6 protein-coding genes are annotated in these 19,143 nt (G+C 44.3%); all 6 read right to left on the bottom strand.

All coding sequences use genetic code 11. The features are described from left to right. Nucleotides 1-29: 29 nt before the first annotated feature. Entirely contained in the window at nt 30-2,081 is a 2,052-nt protein-coding gene (locus ACHUFZ_RS04460; protein WP_394126070.1) for an EAL domain-containing protein, read from the bottom strand. 259 nt (nt 2,082-2,340) lie between these two features. Then, a complete protein-coding gene (locus ACHUFZ_RS04455) occupies nt 2,341-2,736 on the bottom strand; it encodes a GFA family protein (RefSeq protein ID WP_134834503.1) in 396 nt (131 codons plus the stop codon). A gap of 9 nt (nt 2,737-2,745) precedes the next feature. Beyond that, on the bottom strand, nt 2,746-3,597 hold the full coding sequence (locus tag ACHUFZ_RS04450; protein ID WP_394126069.1) for a mechanosensitive ion channel family protein: 852 nt from the start codon (nt 3,595-3,597) through the stop codon (nt 2,746-2,748). Nucleotides 3,598-3,644: 47 nt separating this feature from the next. Further along, complete coding sequence (locus ACHUFZ_RS04445) at nt 3,645-4,562, bottom strand: OmpA family protein (RefSeq protein ID WP_394126068.1); 918 nt, start codon at nt 4,560-4,562, stop codon at nt 3,645-3,647. A gap of 9 nt (nt 4,563-4,571) precedes the next feature. After that, complete coding sequence (locus ACHUFZ_RS04440; RefSeq protein WP_394126067.1) at nt 4,572-8,105, bottom strand: hypothetical protein; 3,534 nt, start codon at nt 8,103-8,105, stop codon at nt 4,572-4,574. A gap of 38 nt (nt 8,106-8,143) precedes the next feature. After that, a complete protein-coding gene (locus ACHUFZ_RS04435) occupies nt 8,144-19,135 on the bottom strand; it encodes a DUF11 domain-containing protein (RefSeq protein WP_394126066.1) in 10,992 nt (3,663 codons plus the stop codon). Nucleotides 19,136-19,143: the final 8 nt, after the last annotated feature.

Below are 19,143 nucleotides of genomic sequence, written 5' to 3'. Positions count from 1 at the left end.
ACCCCGGTAGCTCATACCGGGGTTTGTTATTAAGCCAAGATAACGTCTTGGCTATGCGTCAAACTTATCAAATCACTCACTTCATTGAATGGCATCGGTTTGAAAAAGTAGTAGCCTTGAATCAGCTTAATGCCCTGCTCAGCAATAAACTCTAGCTCCTCTTGCTCTTCCACTCCTTCCACAACGATTTGCGCTCCAGTCAGTCTGACTATTTCACTGGTTAGACGGAACATTTCTCGCCCATTACGATGCTTCAAATTGACAACTAAAGAACGATCAATTTTGACTTTATCGTAGTCGTATTTTCCTAAGTAACCAATCGACGAATACCCTGCGCCAAAATCATCCAAAGCGATACCAATACCGCGTTCTTTCAGTTGTTGGAATACGCCCCAAGTCGCTTGCTCATCTTGGATCAGGAGATCTTCGGTAATCTCTAGTTCAACTTGATGGAATTCCAATGCACTTTGTTCAATCAAGGAAATCACCGTCGTTGCGAAGCTCGGGATCAAGAAGGTCTCTGTCGATACATTGATTGAAACCTTAAACTCCGCATCCTTCGCTAACGGAGAGACTTCATCCAGTGCTTTCTGGATTACCCACAAATCGAGTTCAGATGTCAGACCAAGTTTAGAAAAACTCGATAAAAAGCTCGGTGGGGTAATCGTTCCATCCTCAGCTTTATGCCTGATAAGAACCTCCAGAGAACTCACTTTATTGCTCTCTACATCAACTTGAGGCTGATAGAACAGAACGAATTCCCCACTCTGTTGTAATTTACTAATTTGACGCTGGGCGACAAGGCTACTGCTCATATGAGGAAGCAGCGCAACATTTCGTCCACCACCTATCGATTCATAGTTAAAGAACTCATCAGAAGAGCCTTTAGAGAAGATCGCATGACTACCAATCACTTTGTCCATTTGCTTAAAGAAGGGTAAGTAAATCACGATACCAACAATAACAATAACAAACTGCAGTAAGGCACCACCGAGATGCTCACCTGTCGCCAAATACCCGCTTATGAATGCCGGGGTCATCCAGCTAACAAATTCCGAGATCGGTGGAACCATCCCGAGCAACGTCGCGACGTAAGCGATACAAATCGCCACCAGAGGCGTCAGCAAAAATGGGATGATCAGTACTGGGTTAAATATAACGGGTAAGCCAAACAAAATCGGCTCATTAATATTGAATATGCTCAATACCAAGGTCGCGATCGCTAAGTTACGGTAACCTTTATTACGAGTAAATAAGAGCATACATAACACTAAGCTCAGTGTATTGCCCGCTCCGCCAATACCTGCGTAGATATCATAGAAGTTACTGGTCAATATCGGTAAGTCGGTTCCCCACTCTTTGTATAGTGCAAAACTGCTACTGGTCAGCTCGTACAATTCCGCTTTATATGGCGAGAATATGATGTGACCATTAATGCCTATGCTCCACAACAAGTTACGAATCAGTTCATACCACAGCGCATCAAACAGCGAATAGACGCCTAATTTTGGCACCAATGCGCTCGCATCGGTGCAGGATTGAAACCATGCACCCAACACGTGGCCAATCACTGTATAAACAAAGACCAATAGTACCGTCGCACAAATAAGGTTGATTGACTGATCGACGACATTAGGTAGTTCACTGTTTACAAACACTCGTCGTCTCGTCATATAACGAACCGATAGCGCCACCAACAGCGGGGTTACAATCGCTAGTGGATAGTTCGCTGGCAATACTGAGCCAGCATGCAGTAGCCCCCACTCATTACTTAAAATGACGTACACGAGTATAGATGGCGTCACAATGATGGTGCGCGAAACTTTGTGTAACGTAGATAGAAATAAGGCGTAGTAAACCAGCAGCAACAGTGGAAATAGCTTCCAAACAAGCGTACTGATAAAGACTAAGTGTTCTGAAAGTGACGTGTACCCAAACCAAGATAGGCCGTTACCAATCAACATGGTAAAAGCTGACAATAGTGATACGGGAAGGAGCATAACGAAAACATTGCATAGCCCATTTAGGTATGCGTTTTCGGAAACCTTAGTGAATAGGTTATAAATCGATTTGTTGTACATTAAGGAATTATTAAGCCGTTATTATATCGATAACCAGCGTGCCTGCCTGCACGCTACTGTTGCCGAACTTACAGCAGTTCCTTAATGAGTTGTTGCTTTCCTTATGCTGTGCTCCACCTTGAGTGATTGAGCTCATATCGGCAATTGCGCGCAACATACTCCATTTCAACAAACACTTCGAATCAAGTATTTAATCGTATCGACAAGCAATTGCTATCAATAAGAGTTGTCTGATTTTATCCTCTTGATCGCAGTGATTCTAACGGTCTGCGGGGTGGTTCACGCCATCATTGGTGACAACTTCACCAAGGTCGAAAGGATTCACCCCTTCTAAGCAGCCAACATTATAACCATATTCATCTGGGAACGAGCGTCGCTGGTGATGAGTGTAAATTCCGCAATGTGAACAGAAAAAGTGCTTAGCTGTGTTGGTATTAAATTGATAGAGCTTTAACGCCTCTTTTCCTTTTACAATCCGGATGCCATCAAGCTTTACCGAAGCAACGATGGCCCCTTTACGACGACATATAGAACAGTCACATCGGCGAGGATTTTCGATACCATTGGGTAACGTCAGCTCTAGCTCTACCGCTCCGCAATGGCAAGTCGCTTTGTGTTTAAGATTGATATCCGTTTCACCGATTTTGTTAATCATACTTATCCCTTAGTTTGATTTCTCTTCACACGGAAAGCGTTCCTCATAAAGTGCCATGAAATCGGCACGAATTTCTTGCTCTAGATGGGTTGCCTTATCCGTTGGGCAGAACAGCATAAAGTGCACGACTTGCTCACCCGTACCACCGCTCGTGATATGGATATGAGGTTCAGCGCCTGGTAAATCGACACCAGCATGCTTCTCAATCATTGCATTGTAGCGTTTGGCTACTTCATTGAAGTAATTAGTGTGTTCATCAATCTTTTCTAACATGAGTGGCACCAGAGGATACAGGTTGACGAACTTAGGTACGATGATAGCGAAGTCATGGTAAACATAGCGCTTCATGAAATTGAGATTTTTCACTGGGTAAGTGAAGAACATGCTATTAGGCAATGTGGCCGTCTTACCTGTGTAGTGATACTGGCCGTGGTACAAATCAATCTCTTGGATGACGGTAGCCATCATATTGTGCTCGATCACCTCGCCACAGATTTTGCCCACTTCAATCCAATCACCAATGCGAAATGAGCGAGAGCTTGCACGCTGAATAGAGCCAGTGAAACATAAAATGATTTCTTTCGACGCTACAACGATTGCAACGGCAATCGCGGTCACCGACAGCGCAAATTCATTAATCTCTGATTGCCACAGAATAAACAGCACTAGCACCGTAATGATGAAGGTACCGTTTTTGGTCCGAGACATCCAATTTCGCTGCTCTTCGGAGACAAAAGCCACATCACCACGAATCATGGATAAGATCACACGACGTATTATCGCGATAAGGACGATAATCAGTGCGGTAAAGACAAGTTTATGGGATAGAAGAAAATCGATGGCTGCTTGTACTTTCTCCACGTACGGCTCCTGCTATTAAAAAGGGGCGTTAATCGCCCCCATTGGTTCTACTCATTACTCTCGCTGCTGAGATCTGGCAAATCGCCTTCCTTAAAAACAATAAAGGCTCGGCGGTTAAGCGCGTTGGCGTCCAAATCTTGCTCTTGCGTTACTGGGTTTAGCTCCCCGAATGACTTAACTTCCCACACAAATTGATTAGGGTCTAGTTTGGTTTGCAAATATTGCAATACGGATTCAGCTCTTTGCTCAGCAAGTTTTTCATTGTAACTGATTGATCCTTGGTAGTCTGTATGACCTGCAATCAATACGCGACCATTAAGACCACTCAACTGGCTAGCAAACTCATCTAAGCTCGCTTCATCAACTTGCTTAAGCTCTGCTTTGTCGAAATCAAAGTGAGAGGTCATTGCGACAAAAACTTTACGTTTAGGTTCTGGCGGCGCACAAAACTCGTTTTCTTGTTGGGTTTGAGTTTGTTCAAACACCACATACGCTCGGCGGTTTTCTGCATTCGCTTGTTTGGACTGACCTTCAACTAACGGCTTAGATTCGCCGTAATACTTCACTTCCCAGTCGTACCGGTTCGCATCAAGCTGTGATTGCATATAGGCTTTCACCGCTTCAGCACGACGTAGTGACAACTTGATGTTGTAGTCATCACTGCCTTGATAATCGGTGTGGCCAACAATCGAAATCTGACCATGCAACTTACGAATACCGCTAATAAGGTGGTCAATACTCTGCTTATCTTGCTCATTCAGCTCAGCCTTATCAAAATCAAAGTGAGAAGCCATCGCGATACGAATATCCCTTTCAGGGACGATACATTCTCGAATTAAGAACTTCTCCACCAGCGGATCACCAAACTTATCGATGTTTTCCTTGCTAACATAGGTATCCGTTGAACACGCCGATACTGCTAAGGTCACTGCGATTGTCGCCAACGCGCTGAATCTATTTCTCATGTTATTCCTTTAGATCTTACCGATAAGATTGATGAAGACGCCATTGGCATCATAGTCATCATCATTAGCTAAGTTACTGTCAAAGCCAGAGAAGTTATAACCAATCCCCACTTTGAAGTTATCAGACAGATGTTTATTTACTGATATCAAGGCACCGTGTTCAAGCTCATCATTGAGAGTGTCTGTTTTCCAATGGTATTCACCCGTCACATCCCACTCTTTGATTACATGATATGAAGCACTCAAACCGTATAAGTTAATGTTGCTCTCTACAATTTCGTTGTTACCAGAGGCGCGCTCGAAAGTCTCTTTTTTGTCTTTATGGCCGTATTTCGCGCCCACATCCACTTTGGCATTCACAGAGTAGATCCCTTCAACTTCAACGATATGCGATTCTTCGTCTGAGTAGTCTACGTCACGATCTAAATTGTCTTTATCTGCAATGTAGGTATAGCGGCTCAACAAGTTCAAGCGGTCGTTGTAAATTGGGCGATATGCCAACCCACCAGTAGCCTCAACAAAACGTGCTAACGTTTCATCGGTGTCTTTACTAATAGACTTCGAATAATTGTACTTACCAAACAGGGTGTACTCTTCCGTCAGGTTCTGAGTATAGCGGTTGGTTGTGACAAACTGGTCAACTCGACGACGGCTTGGATCGACATTTTCGTTACCTTTATCGACACGATACTCCAGTTTGTGTTTTAGGCTCACATCATCGATATCGATATTGGCGGTGAAGGTCGCGGCTTTACGCTCTGTTACTTCCAAGATAGTTGGATCGAGTTCGTTCTTTTTCTCTATCTCACCCTGCTGATAACCGATACCAAAATCAATATCGTCAGTCATGTCGTAGCCAAAGCCAAACGAATCTATACGACCTTTACCGTTGTTCTCATCAACAAACTGGTTTTCTTGGTAGAAATCGACGTTAGACGTTAAATCAGCACGTTGGCCAACAATAACGTTGTTCTCACCTTCATAGTTGTCGTCGGTGTAGGTGACATAAGTCGTGTAACTATCGGTAATGTCATAACTTGCCGTCGCTTCGGTTGCATCGCCGCGATCACCTGTGGTGTATTCAGCGCCAAGTGTAAGATCTTCTAAAACTCTAAATTCTGCACCAACAGATACACTGTCGTTGTCGTCATACTGATCTGTTTTATCGACGGTCGTTTGACCCTTCACGTAAACACTGTTGTCACTATCCCAGATATAATCGGCTCTTAGACCTGCCAGTGTCCCCTTACCTTTTTCATTTTCTCGGTTAAGTTCGTCTACTTGCTTGCCCGCAGCCGATACTTTGATGTGGTCAGTCACTTTGAACTGGGCTTCTAACTCCGCTTGCTGAGTATCGGTTTGCTTGGTGCCATCAATTTCCGTCTCCTCTATCGAGGTATAACGTGTAGCGAAACTCAAGCGGTCAGTTGCTTGCAAACGAAGCTCTGAGCCATATGATAGCTGTTCTAGGTCATCACTTTGACTCGCATAGCTGTAGCCTGCATCTTTCTCTTTATACCAAGCTTTAATGTCGTTACCGACAACGCCGAAAATGTTCGGTGCAATATCATAAAGGTTCGCGACACCTTTCACTTGGATCGAGTTACCCTTGCGTTCATCTAGGTCGGTGCCAATCGGAGTAAAGGTTAAACCACCATCGAAGGAAACGAAGTTCGAATCCGTCTGACGACCTTCACTTTGCGCAAATTCCGCCTTGATGTAGGTACCTTCGGTTGCTCTCAAGGTTAGATCCGTACCATAGGCTTCATAGTCTTGGCCGTCTTTTTCTTCCGATACGTAGTTGGCGCCAATACCAATATAATCGTTGGCCCAACCTTTAATACGACCACCGTATGTCATAGAGTCTTTAATATCAGAACCCTGAGGGACGTATTCATAATCAACCGCTAAGTAATTTTCGTAGCCGTCAGTTGGTGTATCATCAATCACCGATCCGAAGCTATCAGAGATAATGTTATTTAGCGGACGAGTTAAGATAATTCGACCTTGGTAAGGGTCAATCTCATAGTCTCGACCTGATTGAAGCGGTACCTCTTTTTCAGAAATACCGGAATCTTTGTTGACCACTTTGACATAGACTTTGTCACTGCCTGGAACCACTTCACCGTGGCGAAGGAAGTAAAGTGAACCGCCTGTGCCAAGGAACTCATCGTGAGCAAATGATGAATCAGCAGAGGCTGCAAAACCGACAACGTTTAATCTATCATCACCAAACTTGGTGGTTGAACGGGTACGATAGTCACCCTTAAAGCCATACAAGCTTCGGTTGTAATCGTTGTTATCAGTGCCCGTAATTCCGGTATTGTAGTTACCCCAAAGCGCTTGAGACTTATCGTATTCAAGATCGAAGTAGACTTTACCTTTGGTGTTGACCACTTTATGAATATTCGCCCCATCACCATAGTCACCGTAATAGAGTTCGTCGTCATCCTCTAGAATATCGAATACATCAGAATCGTCAGCCGCAAAAGGATGTTTAAAGATGTCTTTGATTTGACCATCTTTACTATCAAAGTGTGTGGTTAGGCGCAGCTTGTCACCAAACTTGCCTTGGCTGAAATAGGCGATGCGCCCTTGGTTGTAGACATCATCTTGATATTGGTCGTTAACACCAAGTGCACCGGTGTCACCCGTTACTCGGTTCTTGCCAATATACATATCCGCCAGACCTGCTTGAGCGTAATAGGTATCCGGAATACGTACATAAAGTTGATAGCGGCGCTCATCACCGTTATCAAACACCACTTTGGTTGGGAAGATATACGCATCCGCTGGCAAGAACTGTTCTGCATACAGCTCGCCATCTTCGATATCAAACTCATCTTCACCAATAACAACTTTGTCGACACCTTTTAGCCCAGTACCAATAAACTTAGCCAAACCAGAGTTGGTTGGGATGTTATGGCGCATCAGTTTCGCACGGCCAAAACTGCGCGATAGGTCGTCTTCGCTGTCGTTACGATCAAGTTCAATTTCGGAATCTTGTGTCACCAGATCCATAACACCGATCGTAGTGACATCCATGTTGCCGTCTTTATCCCACGCTTTAAAGCGGAACTGAAGCTGTTCACCGACATTAAACTGGTAATCAACATCCGTTGTACCGTCCCATTCAATATCGATATCATTGGCGACTTCTGTGCCAGTGAGAACTTTTAAAGGCTGTGACAATGAGCGATCGCGTCCACGGTAAATTTCGATCTGGTAACGATCCATGTAGTAGCTGTAGTTCGAGCTAATGGTAAAGTTAACGCTATCGGCAAGCTTCCCTTGGTCTACTTCTAGCTCATCACCAACACTCACATCTAGAACTGGCTCAAAACGTGTGATATCACGACTCGCCCAAATCGCACCTTCTTTGAGATAAATTCGCGAACTGTCTTCTTGCTGATGTAACTCGACTTCGATACCCGTTGTGTCAGTATCAAGCTTTTCTAGTTTACTGGTATCTTTTGCAGCAACTATTACAGGAATAGCAGCAGCAACGCAGATAGCAATACGACTCAACTTTAGCGCCTTCATACTGGTTCACTCATTGTACTTGTCTGATTTAGCATGAATTACTCTTCCTCTGTCGCAACACTAAAGTTGAATTTCGTTAGTTTGTTAGGTGAAATTCGTTGAACACGTGGGTTTTCACTGATGACCTTCATTCCCGTCGGCAAAGAGTCGGTATCGACTTTCACTAAGAAGTTCTTACCTTTCTTATCCAGTACCCACTGATCCGGTACGTGGTAACGCCCATATTGATCCGTTTCGATAACAATACCTTCAACAGTCAATAATCGAACGCCAGGAATACCATCTTCATAAACACCTTTGTTTTCAATCACGATCTCCCACAGATAATGGTCACCATCTCTATATAGGTTGCGCGTAACATCTAGGTTTTCAGCCGACAGCCCATCTTTCTTGTCATCCACATAATGGCTGGTAATTTTACCACTTCGATCAAACATGATTCGCGTACCAGAATCGGTTACTACGCTAAAGGTAAAGCCCTTGTCACTGCGCGTTTCAAACTGGAACACGGCCTTGTTGCTCTTTGGTAGCGTGCGGTTTTGCGACAGGCCAAATAGCTTATCTATCTCGTACCCTTTCACTAAAGCAGAATCATATTGCTTCTGTTTTCTATTCGAACGACTATCGTGGGAATAGTTGTGTTGATACAGCTCTGCTTCTTCTTTCGTTTCCACGTGATCAGTGTCAGTAAGACGAACCTCTCTACCATCTTGAATCACAACCGTGGTACCACCGATATAATCTTTATGTGAGATATTTGCTGTCACAATCACATCAAACGCAGTCGCATCAGCTTGGAATCCATCTTGGTTATGGTCTTCAAAAACCTTACCTATGATTGATGCGGTATCGAACACTTTGTCCGGCAGTACTTCAACGGTGGCTGTCGCGGTGTTGGACTTTTCTTCCAACGCCCCTGATGTTTGACCTTCAGGTGGCGACATTGCCACTGCCGAGTTTACATATTTACCAAATGTTGCTCCGACAGAAACCCTTAATAGGTATCGAATGCGTACTTTCTCAGTAATGGTTTTCTCACCATTGCCATACGCCAACATGTCACCAACGTTGAAGGTTAAGCTGTTCGTTACCGCAGGATCATCGACTTTGATAACATCATCACCAGTATCAAACTCACCATCTGGCCCGCTGTTTACTAGCTCAGTAGAGCCCGGAACATACGCAAAGCCTGACGGATAACGGTCGACAAGTTTGACGTTTTTAAATTCCGCTTCATTGTTATTAAAGATGGTCACTTCATACTCGATAACATCACCGACTTGTGCGTCAGTTTGTAACGCTTCTTTCGTGACCTCTAGTTCGCCTTCATTATCCGCAAACTTCTTCACATGGATCGTTACGTCATCAGAAGCACTGATCCCTGTTGCAGGGTCTGTCACAGTAAAGGTATTAGTTATATTGTCATCCAAGCCTTTGTTTAACTGGCCTGTAATCGTGATTTCATAGCCATTGCCCATGTAAGGCAGCAGGTCTAACGAAGGTCCACTGTCAGGAAGTAACAAGTCCTTATCCGTAAATTCGCCTTTATTTTGCCCAGTTGGCCATTCAACAATGCTCATTTTCCAAGAGGTGAACAGAGGATTACCGTTAGCGCCTGCAAGCTTACTAATTTCATCGACCATCTTCGTTCCGGTAATGGTCGATGAGCCTTGGTTACTCACTTTCAGTACATAGGTAAGCTCTGAATCATCGTTGGTATATTGCGCATTCTCACCCTTAGTGGTGGTTTTATCTATCGCAAAACTAACGGCTCTCGGCGTGATCATAGCACTCACCGACTCAATGCTAGCGTTTCGAGCATCTCGGGTTGACGGTGCTGGCGCTGGCGCTGAGTCCGATTCATCGATCTTGAATGACGTATTGACGATCTCACCCATAGCACGCGGGTCAGTGGTACCGGTAATCGCAATCTCAACCGTATCGCCCGGTGCAATATCACCACCAATAGTTATGTCGTTGTTATCTGACAAAGTACCTGCGTTGATGTTTGTACGAGGGTCATTGCTCTTAGCTTCAATCTTCCAATCGGTAAACGCGCTCACCACTTCTCTGTCACCAGTCGACAAATCAGGTTTAGTCTGTACCTTCATACGTGAGATAGCGTTTCTCAACAGCACGTCATTAGCAAAACCTTTACTGTCGTTAAATAACTTGACGCGGAACGTCGCAGGTTCGCCTGCAGAATAGATAGGCTTATCCGCTTCTTCAGTAATAATAACGTTGTCAGGCTCAGGCAGTAGGCTCGCCACTGCAGTAAAGCGGTCCACTCGTCCAGTGTTAACCAGCATACTTGCTTTGTTATCGATCTGGCCGTTAGCGAAACTGTTTACTTGCCCTGTGATAACAAGTTCCAGTACATCGTTAGGCGCTATATTCACCGTAGAATCAACCTCTCGATTATTACCACTAGGGTCTGGCGAGATCGTGGTTAATTCATTGCCTTTGTTGACTTTAATAGACCAAGACTCAAACGCAGGCTCGCGGGCGCCGTTAACCGTATCAACTTCCAATGAACCTAACAGGTCTTTCAGCTCAATGCCGCCGACAAACGCCTCATTCTGGTTAGTCAGGATAACTCTAAACGTTGCCGGCTTACCTGGTTCGTATGCCATTTCCGTCTCTGAGCCAGTTTCACCAACAAACTTCTCTAGCTTCAAAGAAATTGGACGGTGTTTAATTAACGCATCGGCACTTTTTTGTGGTTCAGTCCCAAAATCAACCGTGACATTATTTAGAATATCGCTCGTCGCATAACGGTTAACTATGCCATCAATGGTGAACGTCACCGTACTATTTGGCGCAATATCCGCGAGGGTTTCGATATCAGGATTACTACCACTTGGCGTAACCGTTAGGCTAGATTTGACATCACTTAACGCAGTTTTAATCGTCCAGCTTTCAAACGCGGTTCCAGTGCTGCCATCAACCAAAGTAACCAACACATCATTCATGATGTCTTTAATCGCCACATCGTCAGCAAAGCCATCACCTTGGTTACTTACAGTAACCACAAACTGAGCGGGCTCACCAGCTTGATAAAATTCTCGGTCCGCTGTTTTCGTCACAGTAATATCTGCAGGTTTCGGCTTGATCACAGCGCTTGCTGAACTGTCTTTACCGTTGTATTTCACGTTAGCAGTATTATTAATCTCGCCAATCGCACGGCTATCTATTTTACCGCGTACCGTATAGGTAATAGTGTCGTTAGGCGCCAAGTCGATTATATTCTTGATATCACTATTCAATGCATAAGTGCCGCTATAGTCGACTGTCGTCATCGGGTCATTGGCTTTAAACGAATACTCCCAATGAGTAAAGGCTGGCTTATCGACACCATCAACTGTTTCTACCATGATCTTTGAAATGAGGTCTTCTAGCTCAATGTCATTGGCAAACGCCGCATCTTTGTTTTCAATCGTAATAACAAAGCCGTTAATTGAACCTGGGGTATAGAACTCTTCAATCGGCGTTTTGGTTACCGAAATTGATGGAATAAGTGGTTTACTGATTGCCTCATCAGATACGGTTTTACCGTCATACTCGACATCCACGACGTTCTTCACTTCGCCGATTATTTCTGGTTTTAATGTACCTTTGATTGTGACTGTCACAACGTCTTCAGGCGCAATATCAACCATATTATTGATGTAATCACCTGAAAGTGCAGGAAGTGTTGTCGTGCCCTTAGCCGATGTTGCGTTGATTGAGATTGATCCAGGCTCAAACACCGATATTGAGTTGCCATAAATCGTTTCCGCACTAATACGATCAACAAAGTCTGTCACATGGACATCAGTCGCCCATACACGCTGAGTGTTGGTCAGTACGATGGTATAAACAAGCTCGTCTTGGGCTTGATATACGTCTTTATCAACTTCTTTCGAAACCGTAACTTCTGCGTCAATCGGTAAGTAAGTTGCACTATCGGTAATCTCATTAACGCCATTAGCTGCAACGCTTACTGTATTGGTAATCTCACCGATAACATTGCTTTTAACAGTACCCTCTAGATGCAGTTGAATCTTCGACCCAGGCGCTAACTGGTATTCACCTTTAAAACCATCGGCATCACTAAAGTCTGATTGCGAGATCGTGTGTGAAGCACTTGCTCCTGAATCGACGATCGTAATTGAGCTGCTTGCGCTATCCCAATTGTCAAACACGCGACCTGAGCGTGGACTTCCTACAACTTCACTGCCGATATCCTTAACTAAGTCTTTAACAGTTAAGTTTTGCAGATAACCAGCGCCAGTATTTTCGATGGTGATATCAAAACCTATCGTATCGCCCGGAGCGTAAACCGCTGGTGAAATCGAGGCTTCTTTATTTACCGATAAACTACCTGGTTCAGGGTAAATATAGTGCTGCTTCAAGTCGTATTGTTTGCTATCGACATACAGCGTGTTGCCAAACTTGCCCACTGCGTCATCACGTACATTACCGACCACATCAATTTTTAGAATGGTCGGTTCTGCAGGAGTCGCTGCACCTAACTTAACGATCGCGTCAATATCACCTGACGTTTGAATCGCACTGGCATCATTGTGCGCTGCGCCAACATTGCTTACAAACGATGCGGTTGTCGTCCATGATTTCAAAGCGGTTTGCATAGTGCCGTCAGCTGTCTCAACTAAGAACTTAGAGATAGCGTCTTCGACTTTAACATCCGCATTGCTGTCAGCCTTGTTGGCAATATACATGGTGTAGCGGACTTCACCGCCTGGAACATAAGTTGGTGTATCGGTACTCTTAGACGCCAGAATCTCGGCATCACCTTGGCCTAGTACAATGGCGTTCGAATCTTTGCCATCTACGTTTGCCACATTAGTGATCGTACCCGTTGCATCATCATCTACGCTTCCTGATAGACCAAATACAACCTTATCACCCGGCATCAAGTCGAACGTCGCATCCAATGGTTTACTACCTGAGTAGTTGCCCGAAATAGAGAACCGATCAGAAGTTGGCTGCTCAAGTACCGTTGTGGATAAACTACTAAACGCTTTTGCTCCAGTAGAGGTAACAATCTCATTGAGTTTGTCTATAATCGCCACATCGTTGGCAATACCTTCACCCTTGTTTTCGACCGTAATGGTGTAGCTAACTTGTCCGCTTGGGTTGTATTCACACCCTGCCCCAGAGTTCGATGGGAACGAACAGCTACCTCCATCCGAAGTGGTATTGGTTACTAACTTTTCGAATACTAAGTTAGGCGCTACAGGAGGAATCACTGGGGTATGTACATTTTTCCCGCCAGCGCTAGCTTTGTTAGCGTCTATATCACCTAGTGCATCATCTCGGATCGTCCCTTTGATCGTGAACTGGATATCCTCTGCCGGACCAATATCAGTGGTAACGTCAAGATCGCTGTTTGCGTCGTACGATGGCAAATAGGTATCTACCTTAGTATTCAATCCTTGAGAAATAGTATTGCTAATGGAGAAATCATTGAATGCCTGCTCGGTCGCCCCACCCAATACTTCTACTTGGATGTTAGAAACAATATCTTGGATTCGCGTTTGATCAGTCCACACTTTAGCTTGGTTATTCACATCAAGCAGGTATACAACTTCTTCACCCGGCTTGTAGGTATCGCCATCTTTATATGGTCTACCGCCGATAGAAACGATTTGCTTTGTGACTTTCAAGTTTTGAGTGTCAGGTTTAATCGTAGACTTACCAAAACCGGAGCCATTGTAGTATGGAGTCGCAACCACATTCTCCAATGCATCATGGCGAATTTCACTTTCGATAATGAACTCAACCCAGCCTCCGGCCGCAATGGAAAGCTCAGGAATATCGATATCTACATTGTTACCACCAGCAAAAGTACCGATAGTCGTTACGAGTTCTGTCGATTGTGCAGCCGAAACTTTCCAACCAAACTCTTCAAATACTGGGCCTTTTTGGTCGTTAGCTTCACCAGCAGAATCTTGAGCAAGTCGGCTTTGGATTTTAGAGAACTCTTCTTTTAGTGACGCGCCATATTCTGTACCTTTGCCTTCATTGTCTAGACGCAGTTTGTAGACTACCGCTGAACCATGACTGCTTGGGTCAAAGTTATAGGTTTGCTTTTGGGTGCTTAAGCTAGTGTCTGTATACGCAATATGAGACTTCTTCAGAGCTGCTGCCAGCATGTCTGCACGCTCTGAATCTAAATTGTGCGTACCATCCACTCTGGCTCTGTTCTGGATTGGGCCGACCGCCTTCTCAGAGATCTTCGCTTTAATTGTGTACTTAACGAACGTACCACTGCCATCAGTAGCGAACTCACTACCGGCTATATCAAATTTTGTATCGATATTGTTATTGTCGCTGACAGTACCCGCATCGGATAATTTACTGCTGTCGACCTCTGTGGTGATCGACCACGAATCGAAAGCTTGGCCAATCGAACCATCATAGTAGTCGGTCGTGATACCTTTAATATCGTCGACAATCGGAATGTCTTTTAAGTGAACGTTATGTAGGTTTCTAAGCGTAATTTCATACACCAAGTACCCACCCGGTGTGTAACCGCCAGACAGTTCGGTTGTACCATCTTGGTCTAAATACTTAGTTAGGTGTTTTTCGAAGTCATATTTCTCGGTATCAGGCTTCGATTCCGCACTTACCGTATCACCATCGACTTTAAGCAAGTTGACAATATTACCAACCGCATTTTCGTTAACGACCGCGGTCACAACATAATCGATAGTTTCACCCGCAGGAACGGAGATACGAGTTTCAATATCGGCATTGTCTTTAAGCGTGCCATCTAAATCCACTTCAGCGAAAGAACTCCCTCCAAGAACTTTAGGCTCAATTTTCCAACCATAAGGGAAGGCAACATCTGTTGAGCCATCAAGCATCGTTGTAGTAATTTCTGAGATTTTATCTTCGATTGGGATTGAGTAAGCGCCGCCCTTACCATCATTCTCAATCGTCAGGTGATAGGTTAGCGGTTGGCCCGGTTGGTAGTTTTTCTGCTCTACGGTTTTGCTGAATGTTAAATGGTAGTCATAAGGTTCAACGGTAATACCACCAATGGTGATATCGCCCGAAGCATCTTCACGTACGACCCCTTCTACGCTATAGAGAACGTAGTCGCCCCCTGCAACGTCAATAGTTGTATCGATATTCTTATTGTCTTCAACAACGCCATCCAAGGTGCCGTCAGTCGTACCATCACCACCATTCGCATCATCTTTAGTTACCGCGACAGTAAACGTGTCGTTGAACGGATTAGCTTTATTACCATCGAGCAATAAAACGCTGACGCCTTTGATGTCTTCGAATACACGATGGTTATTGTAGTAACCACGGTTTGAAGAGACTTTTATTTTATAAGTTAACGTATCACCCGGAGCGTAGTTTCGGCTCTCTTTGCCATTAACCAATAATGTACGAGTCACTGCACCGCCGCTATCCACTCTTTGCATTTCGTGGTGAGAAACATGCGACTGCTCGGTGACAAGATTATAGTCGCGGAAAATATACGCATCATTCGCGATAATTTGTTTTAAGCCAAGGCCATCGTCAGTGCCGATCACATTGTCTTTAACGTGAGCCTTGATCTTAAACGTACGGGTTTCACCTGATGCTAACGAGAAAGTCTCATCATCAGCTTCTGGGTAGATAAGATCTTTATTGGTTTGTGGTTGCCACCCAGCGCCATCAGCGTAGTCAAACTGCCAATATTCAAACGGCGATTGATTGTGCCAATCAGCAAATCGATTGCTCTTATTATTGGCAAGTACTGAACGTATTTCCGTTAGGGGATCGCCTAATTTAAGCGAGGTCGCTTCGTTATCACTGTTGTTTTGCAAAGTGATAAAGTAAGTCACATCTTCACCTGGAACAAACTGGGTTCGATCAGCTGTCTTCAGAATAGATACATTAAGCTTAGAGGCACCACTATCGCCAATTTCTGCTGATGCAGATTGATCTAGGTTATTGACTGGATCATGAATTTCTACCGTGTTTGAGATTTCCGTTGCTTTGTAGTCATTTTTGACTAAACCACGAATCGTATATTTGACAAAACCGGGCCCATCTGAGGTTTTAGGATCGATATCAATTTTGGTGTTGATGTTACCATTTGCAGGATAGTTTGATGGATTTCCAGCGTAACTACCTGTCTTATATGTCGTATTATTGCTGTCAGTGCTTGATTTTATCGTCCATTCGGAGAACGCATCCATACTAATAATGTCATCTTTAACCGCAACCTCATTCGCGTAGCCTGCACCGCGGTTGTATACCGTGACATCAAACTCAACCCATTCTCCCGGATAAAATTGGTTCTCTTTGGTCGTTTTTACAACGACTACATCTGGTGCTTTAGGGTGCACTGTTACTGTATCAGACGCGCCACTTTGCGAATCTGAGTCAGGCGTTTCAATGGTTGCTGTATTGTCAAATCTCTTATAGATGATCTCATTACTCACCGAGCGATCGATTTGAGCGATAATGGTGTACACCACCTCAACATTCGGCGCTATTTGAGCAGTAAGATTAATATCTTTATTGTCTTCAAAGTCGCCAACCTTCGTTACCGCCTCATTCCCAACCAAGTCTGGATCATCTGACAGAATTTCAGCCCCAATGGTCCATGAGGAAAATACCTGTTTTGAGCTAGTGTCCGGCTCCAGTAGCCCTGCAGATATCTTTGATATTTCATCCATCAATTTTACGTTGGTCGCATAGCCATTTCCTTTGGCATTTTTAAGATGGATTTTGTATATGATCTCATTGTCTAATTTAGAGTAGCTGGTTCGCTCAGAATGAAATCCAGAGTCACGGTTAGTTTTAACTGTCTTATTCAAGCCAATTTTGAAGTCTTTTGGATCTGAACCACGGTCTGCATAAACAGAACCATCTACAGTTACGCTATTCTGAATATGGCCATTCGATATAGGATTAGTTTTCGCTGCAACCGTGTAGATGATATAACTATGAGGCTCAAGTGTTGCTTTAACATCAAGATCAACGTCTTTGATCTCACCTGTAATTCCCGTTACCGATGCGGTTGCAGCAGAGCCATCACCACGAAAGGCCTCTGCTGTTACTGTCCAAGTCTTATATGCCTTGACGTCAGGGCCAAAAACAGAAGTGGTCGTAACTTCACTTAATTTGTCTACAACTGAAACTTGATCAGCAAAACCATCACCATCATTATCAATGCGAATGGTATAGGTAAGGACGTCGCCTGCGGAATAGAAGCGGCTATCGACATCTTTACTTGCGCGCAGGTTGTCATCAGGCATTTGAACACCTGAACCATCTTCGCTCACATTGTCGCTACAAGCCGGATTATTATCGATAATCAGCCCAATGCTCGATTCATTCACTTCAGCCGTCAACTTATAGGTAACACTCTTACCGGGCGCGATATCAGGTGACACTGTCACTGGACTTGTTATCCAAGAACCATAGCTATATTTGCCCGGATCGGTTCCTTGGTCATCTTCTGCACTAACAGGTTCCAGCTTCCATCGCTTGAATGCCTGCCCCTGCCCTGCGCCTGCAGCTTGCTCAGTCTGTACACAAGCTAAATCATCGACAACTAATAAGTCGTTGGCAAAATATTTCGATGAAGAGTTAGTGACTTTAATTTCGTAATCAACCGTTTCACCTGGTACGTACTGAGTGTCTTTCGTTGTCTTAACTATTTTGATTTCAGGATCGGAAACATTGAGTGTTCGCTCAGCCGTAAACGTTTGAGAGATCTGAGCATCTTGAATAAGCGTATCTGTCGAATCATACACACCTGCATTTGCGCCCTGAACCACACCAATTGCAACAGGTGATAGTGTCGCCTTTACTTCATACGTAATAGATTCGCCGGGGAATAAAGAAATGGTGTCATCAAAAGGTACATTAGTTTGAGTACCGCTGTCTTTATAACTCGATTGGCTATTGGCCCCTGCATCCGTTACATCAATGATCCAACTACCAAACGGGTTACCACTAACATCTGTCGAGTCATGTTCAGCCTTAAGGTTGTTACCCAAGCCTAAGTTTGAGACAAGATCAGCAATATTTTGCTTAATATGATAGTTGTGTGCGATACCTAGACCCGTGTTACTTGCCTTAATGGTAAAGACACGTTCACCATTGACTAAGTAGGCACTTGTTTTATTAATAGTGTGTTCAATGGATACTTGAGGCTGGGCCGGAGGTGTAGTCAGTCCATTACTGTCTACATCACCGTCTTTAGTATGACTTTTCGCCGAAGTGATGATATCCCCTACTACATTGTTGTTTACTGTAGTGGTGATCGTATAGGTAAGCTTTCCATTAACATCAATAGAAGCTCCTGTAACTTGTAGGTCTCCGCTTGTTGCGAATGAACCCAAATCACTGAAGCTTCCTGATTTCTTGCCACTAATTTCAACGCTGGAAAAAGGAGAAGATTTGCCACCGCTCAGATCCTCTACACTGAGTGACGCGAACAACTGCTCGATTGAGAGGTTTTGTACTAGGTAGCTGCCTGTATTGACCACTTCTAGCGTATAAGTTAGCGAGTCTCCTACCTGATATTGTGGTTTATCGACTGAAAGATTCATTTCATACTGATATGGGACGGGATTGAAAATACTCTTGCTAGGAGGAGTAAAGGTTTCTGCACTCCCATCACCGTCAACATCAGCCCCAACGACTGTATCACCCAGTTCAATGACACCAACGACGTCATTACTCACCGTTGCTTGTACTTGAAAATCAATCGAGCCCAGTGGCAAGAGTACCGCGTTATTTACATCAAGATTTGCATCACTTGCGATAAAACTGCCCGGATTAGAGCCCCAACTGTTTGAAGGTATAATAGTTAGTGAGCTAAATGCTTTGACAGGCCCTGACTCACCATCCGCTTGCTCATCCCAAAGCAGATCTTGGATCGAAACGTCTCGCAGTGTTTTCGCCGTCGTATTCTTTACAGTGATCGTGTAATCAATGCTCTGGCCATTTTGATAGGTAGCAGTTGTAGGAGAAACCGATACCTCAATCTCTGCAGCGTAGGCCTGCATAGACACCA

Origin of the sequence: Vibrio hepatarius (assembly GCF_043642085.1) — a bacterium.
Taxonomy (GTDB): Bacteria; Pseudomonadota; Gammaproteobacteria; order Enterobacterales; family Vibrionaceae; genus Vibrio; species Vibrio hepatarius_C.
The sequence above is the reverse complement of the archived record's forward strand: the minus strand, read 5'-3'. Positions and strand labels throughout refer to the sequence as shown.

What these genes read in the sequence shown, in the direction of transcription:
- ACHUFZ_RS04445 (WP_394126068.1), bottom strand. Translation starts at nt 4,562, where the DNA reads ATGAGAAATAGATTCAGCGCGTTGGCGACAATCGCAGTGACCTTAGCA.
- ACHUFZ_RS04455 (WP_134834503.1), bottom strand. Translation starts at nt 2,736, where the DNA reads ATGATTAACAAAATCGGTGAAACGGATATCAATCTTAAACACAAAGCG.
- ACHUFZ_RS04435 (WP_394126066.1), bottom strand. Translation starts at nt 19,135, where the DNA reads ATGCAGGCCTACGCTGCAGAGATTGAGGTATCGGTTTCTCCTACAACT.
- ACHUFZ_RS04440 (WP_394126067.1), bottom strand. Translation starts at nt 8,105, where the DNA reads ATGAAGGCGCTAAAGTTGAGTCGTATTGCTATCTGCGTTGCTGCTGCT.
- ACHUFZ_RS04460 (WP_394126070.1), bottom strand. Translation starts at nt 2,081, where the DNA reads ATGTACAACAAATCGATTTATAACCTATTCACTAAGGTTTCCGAAAAC.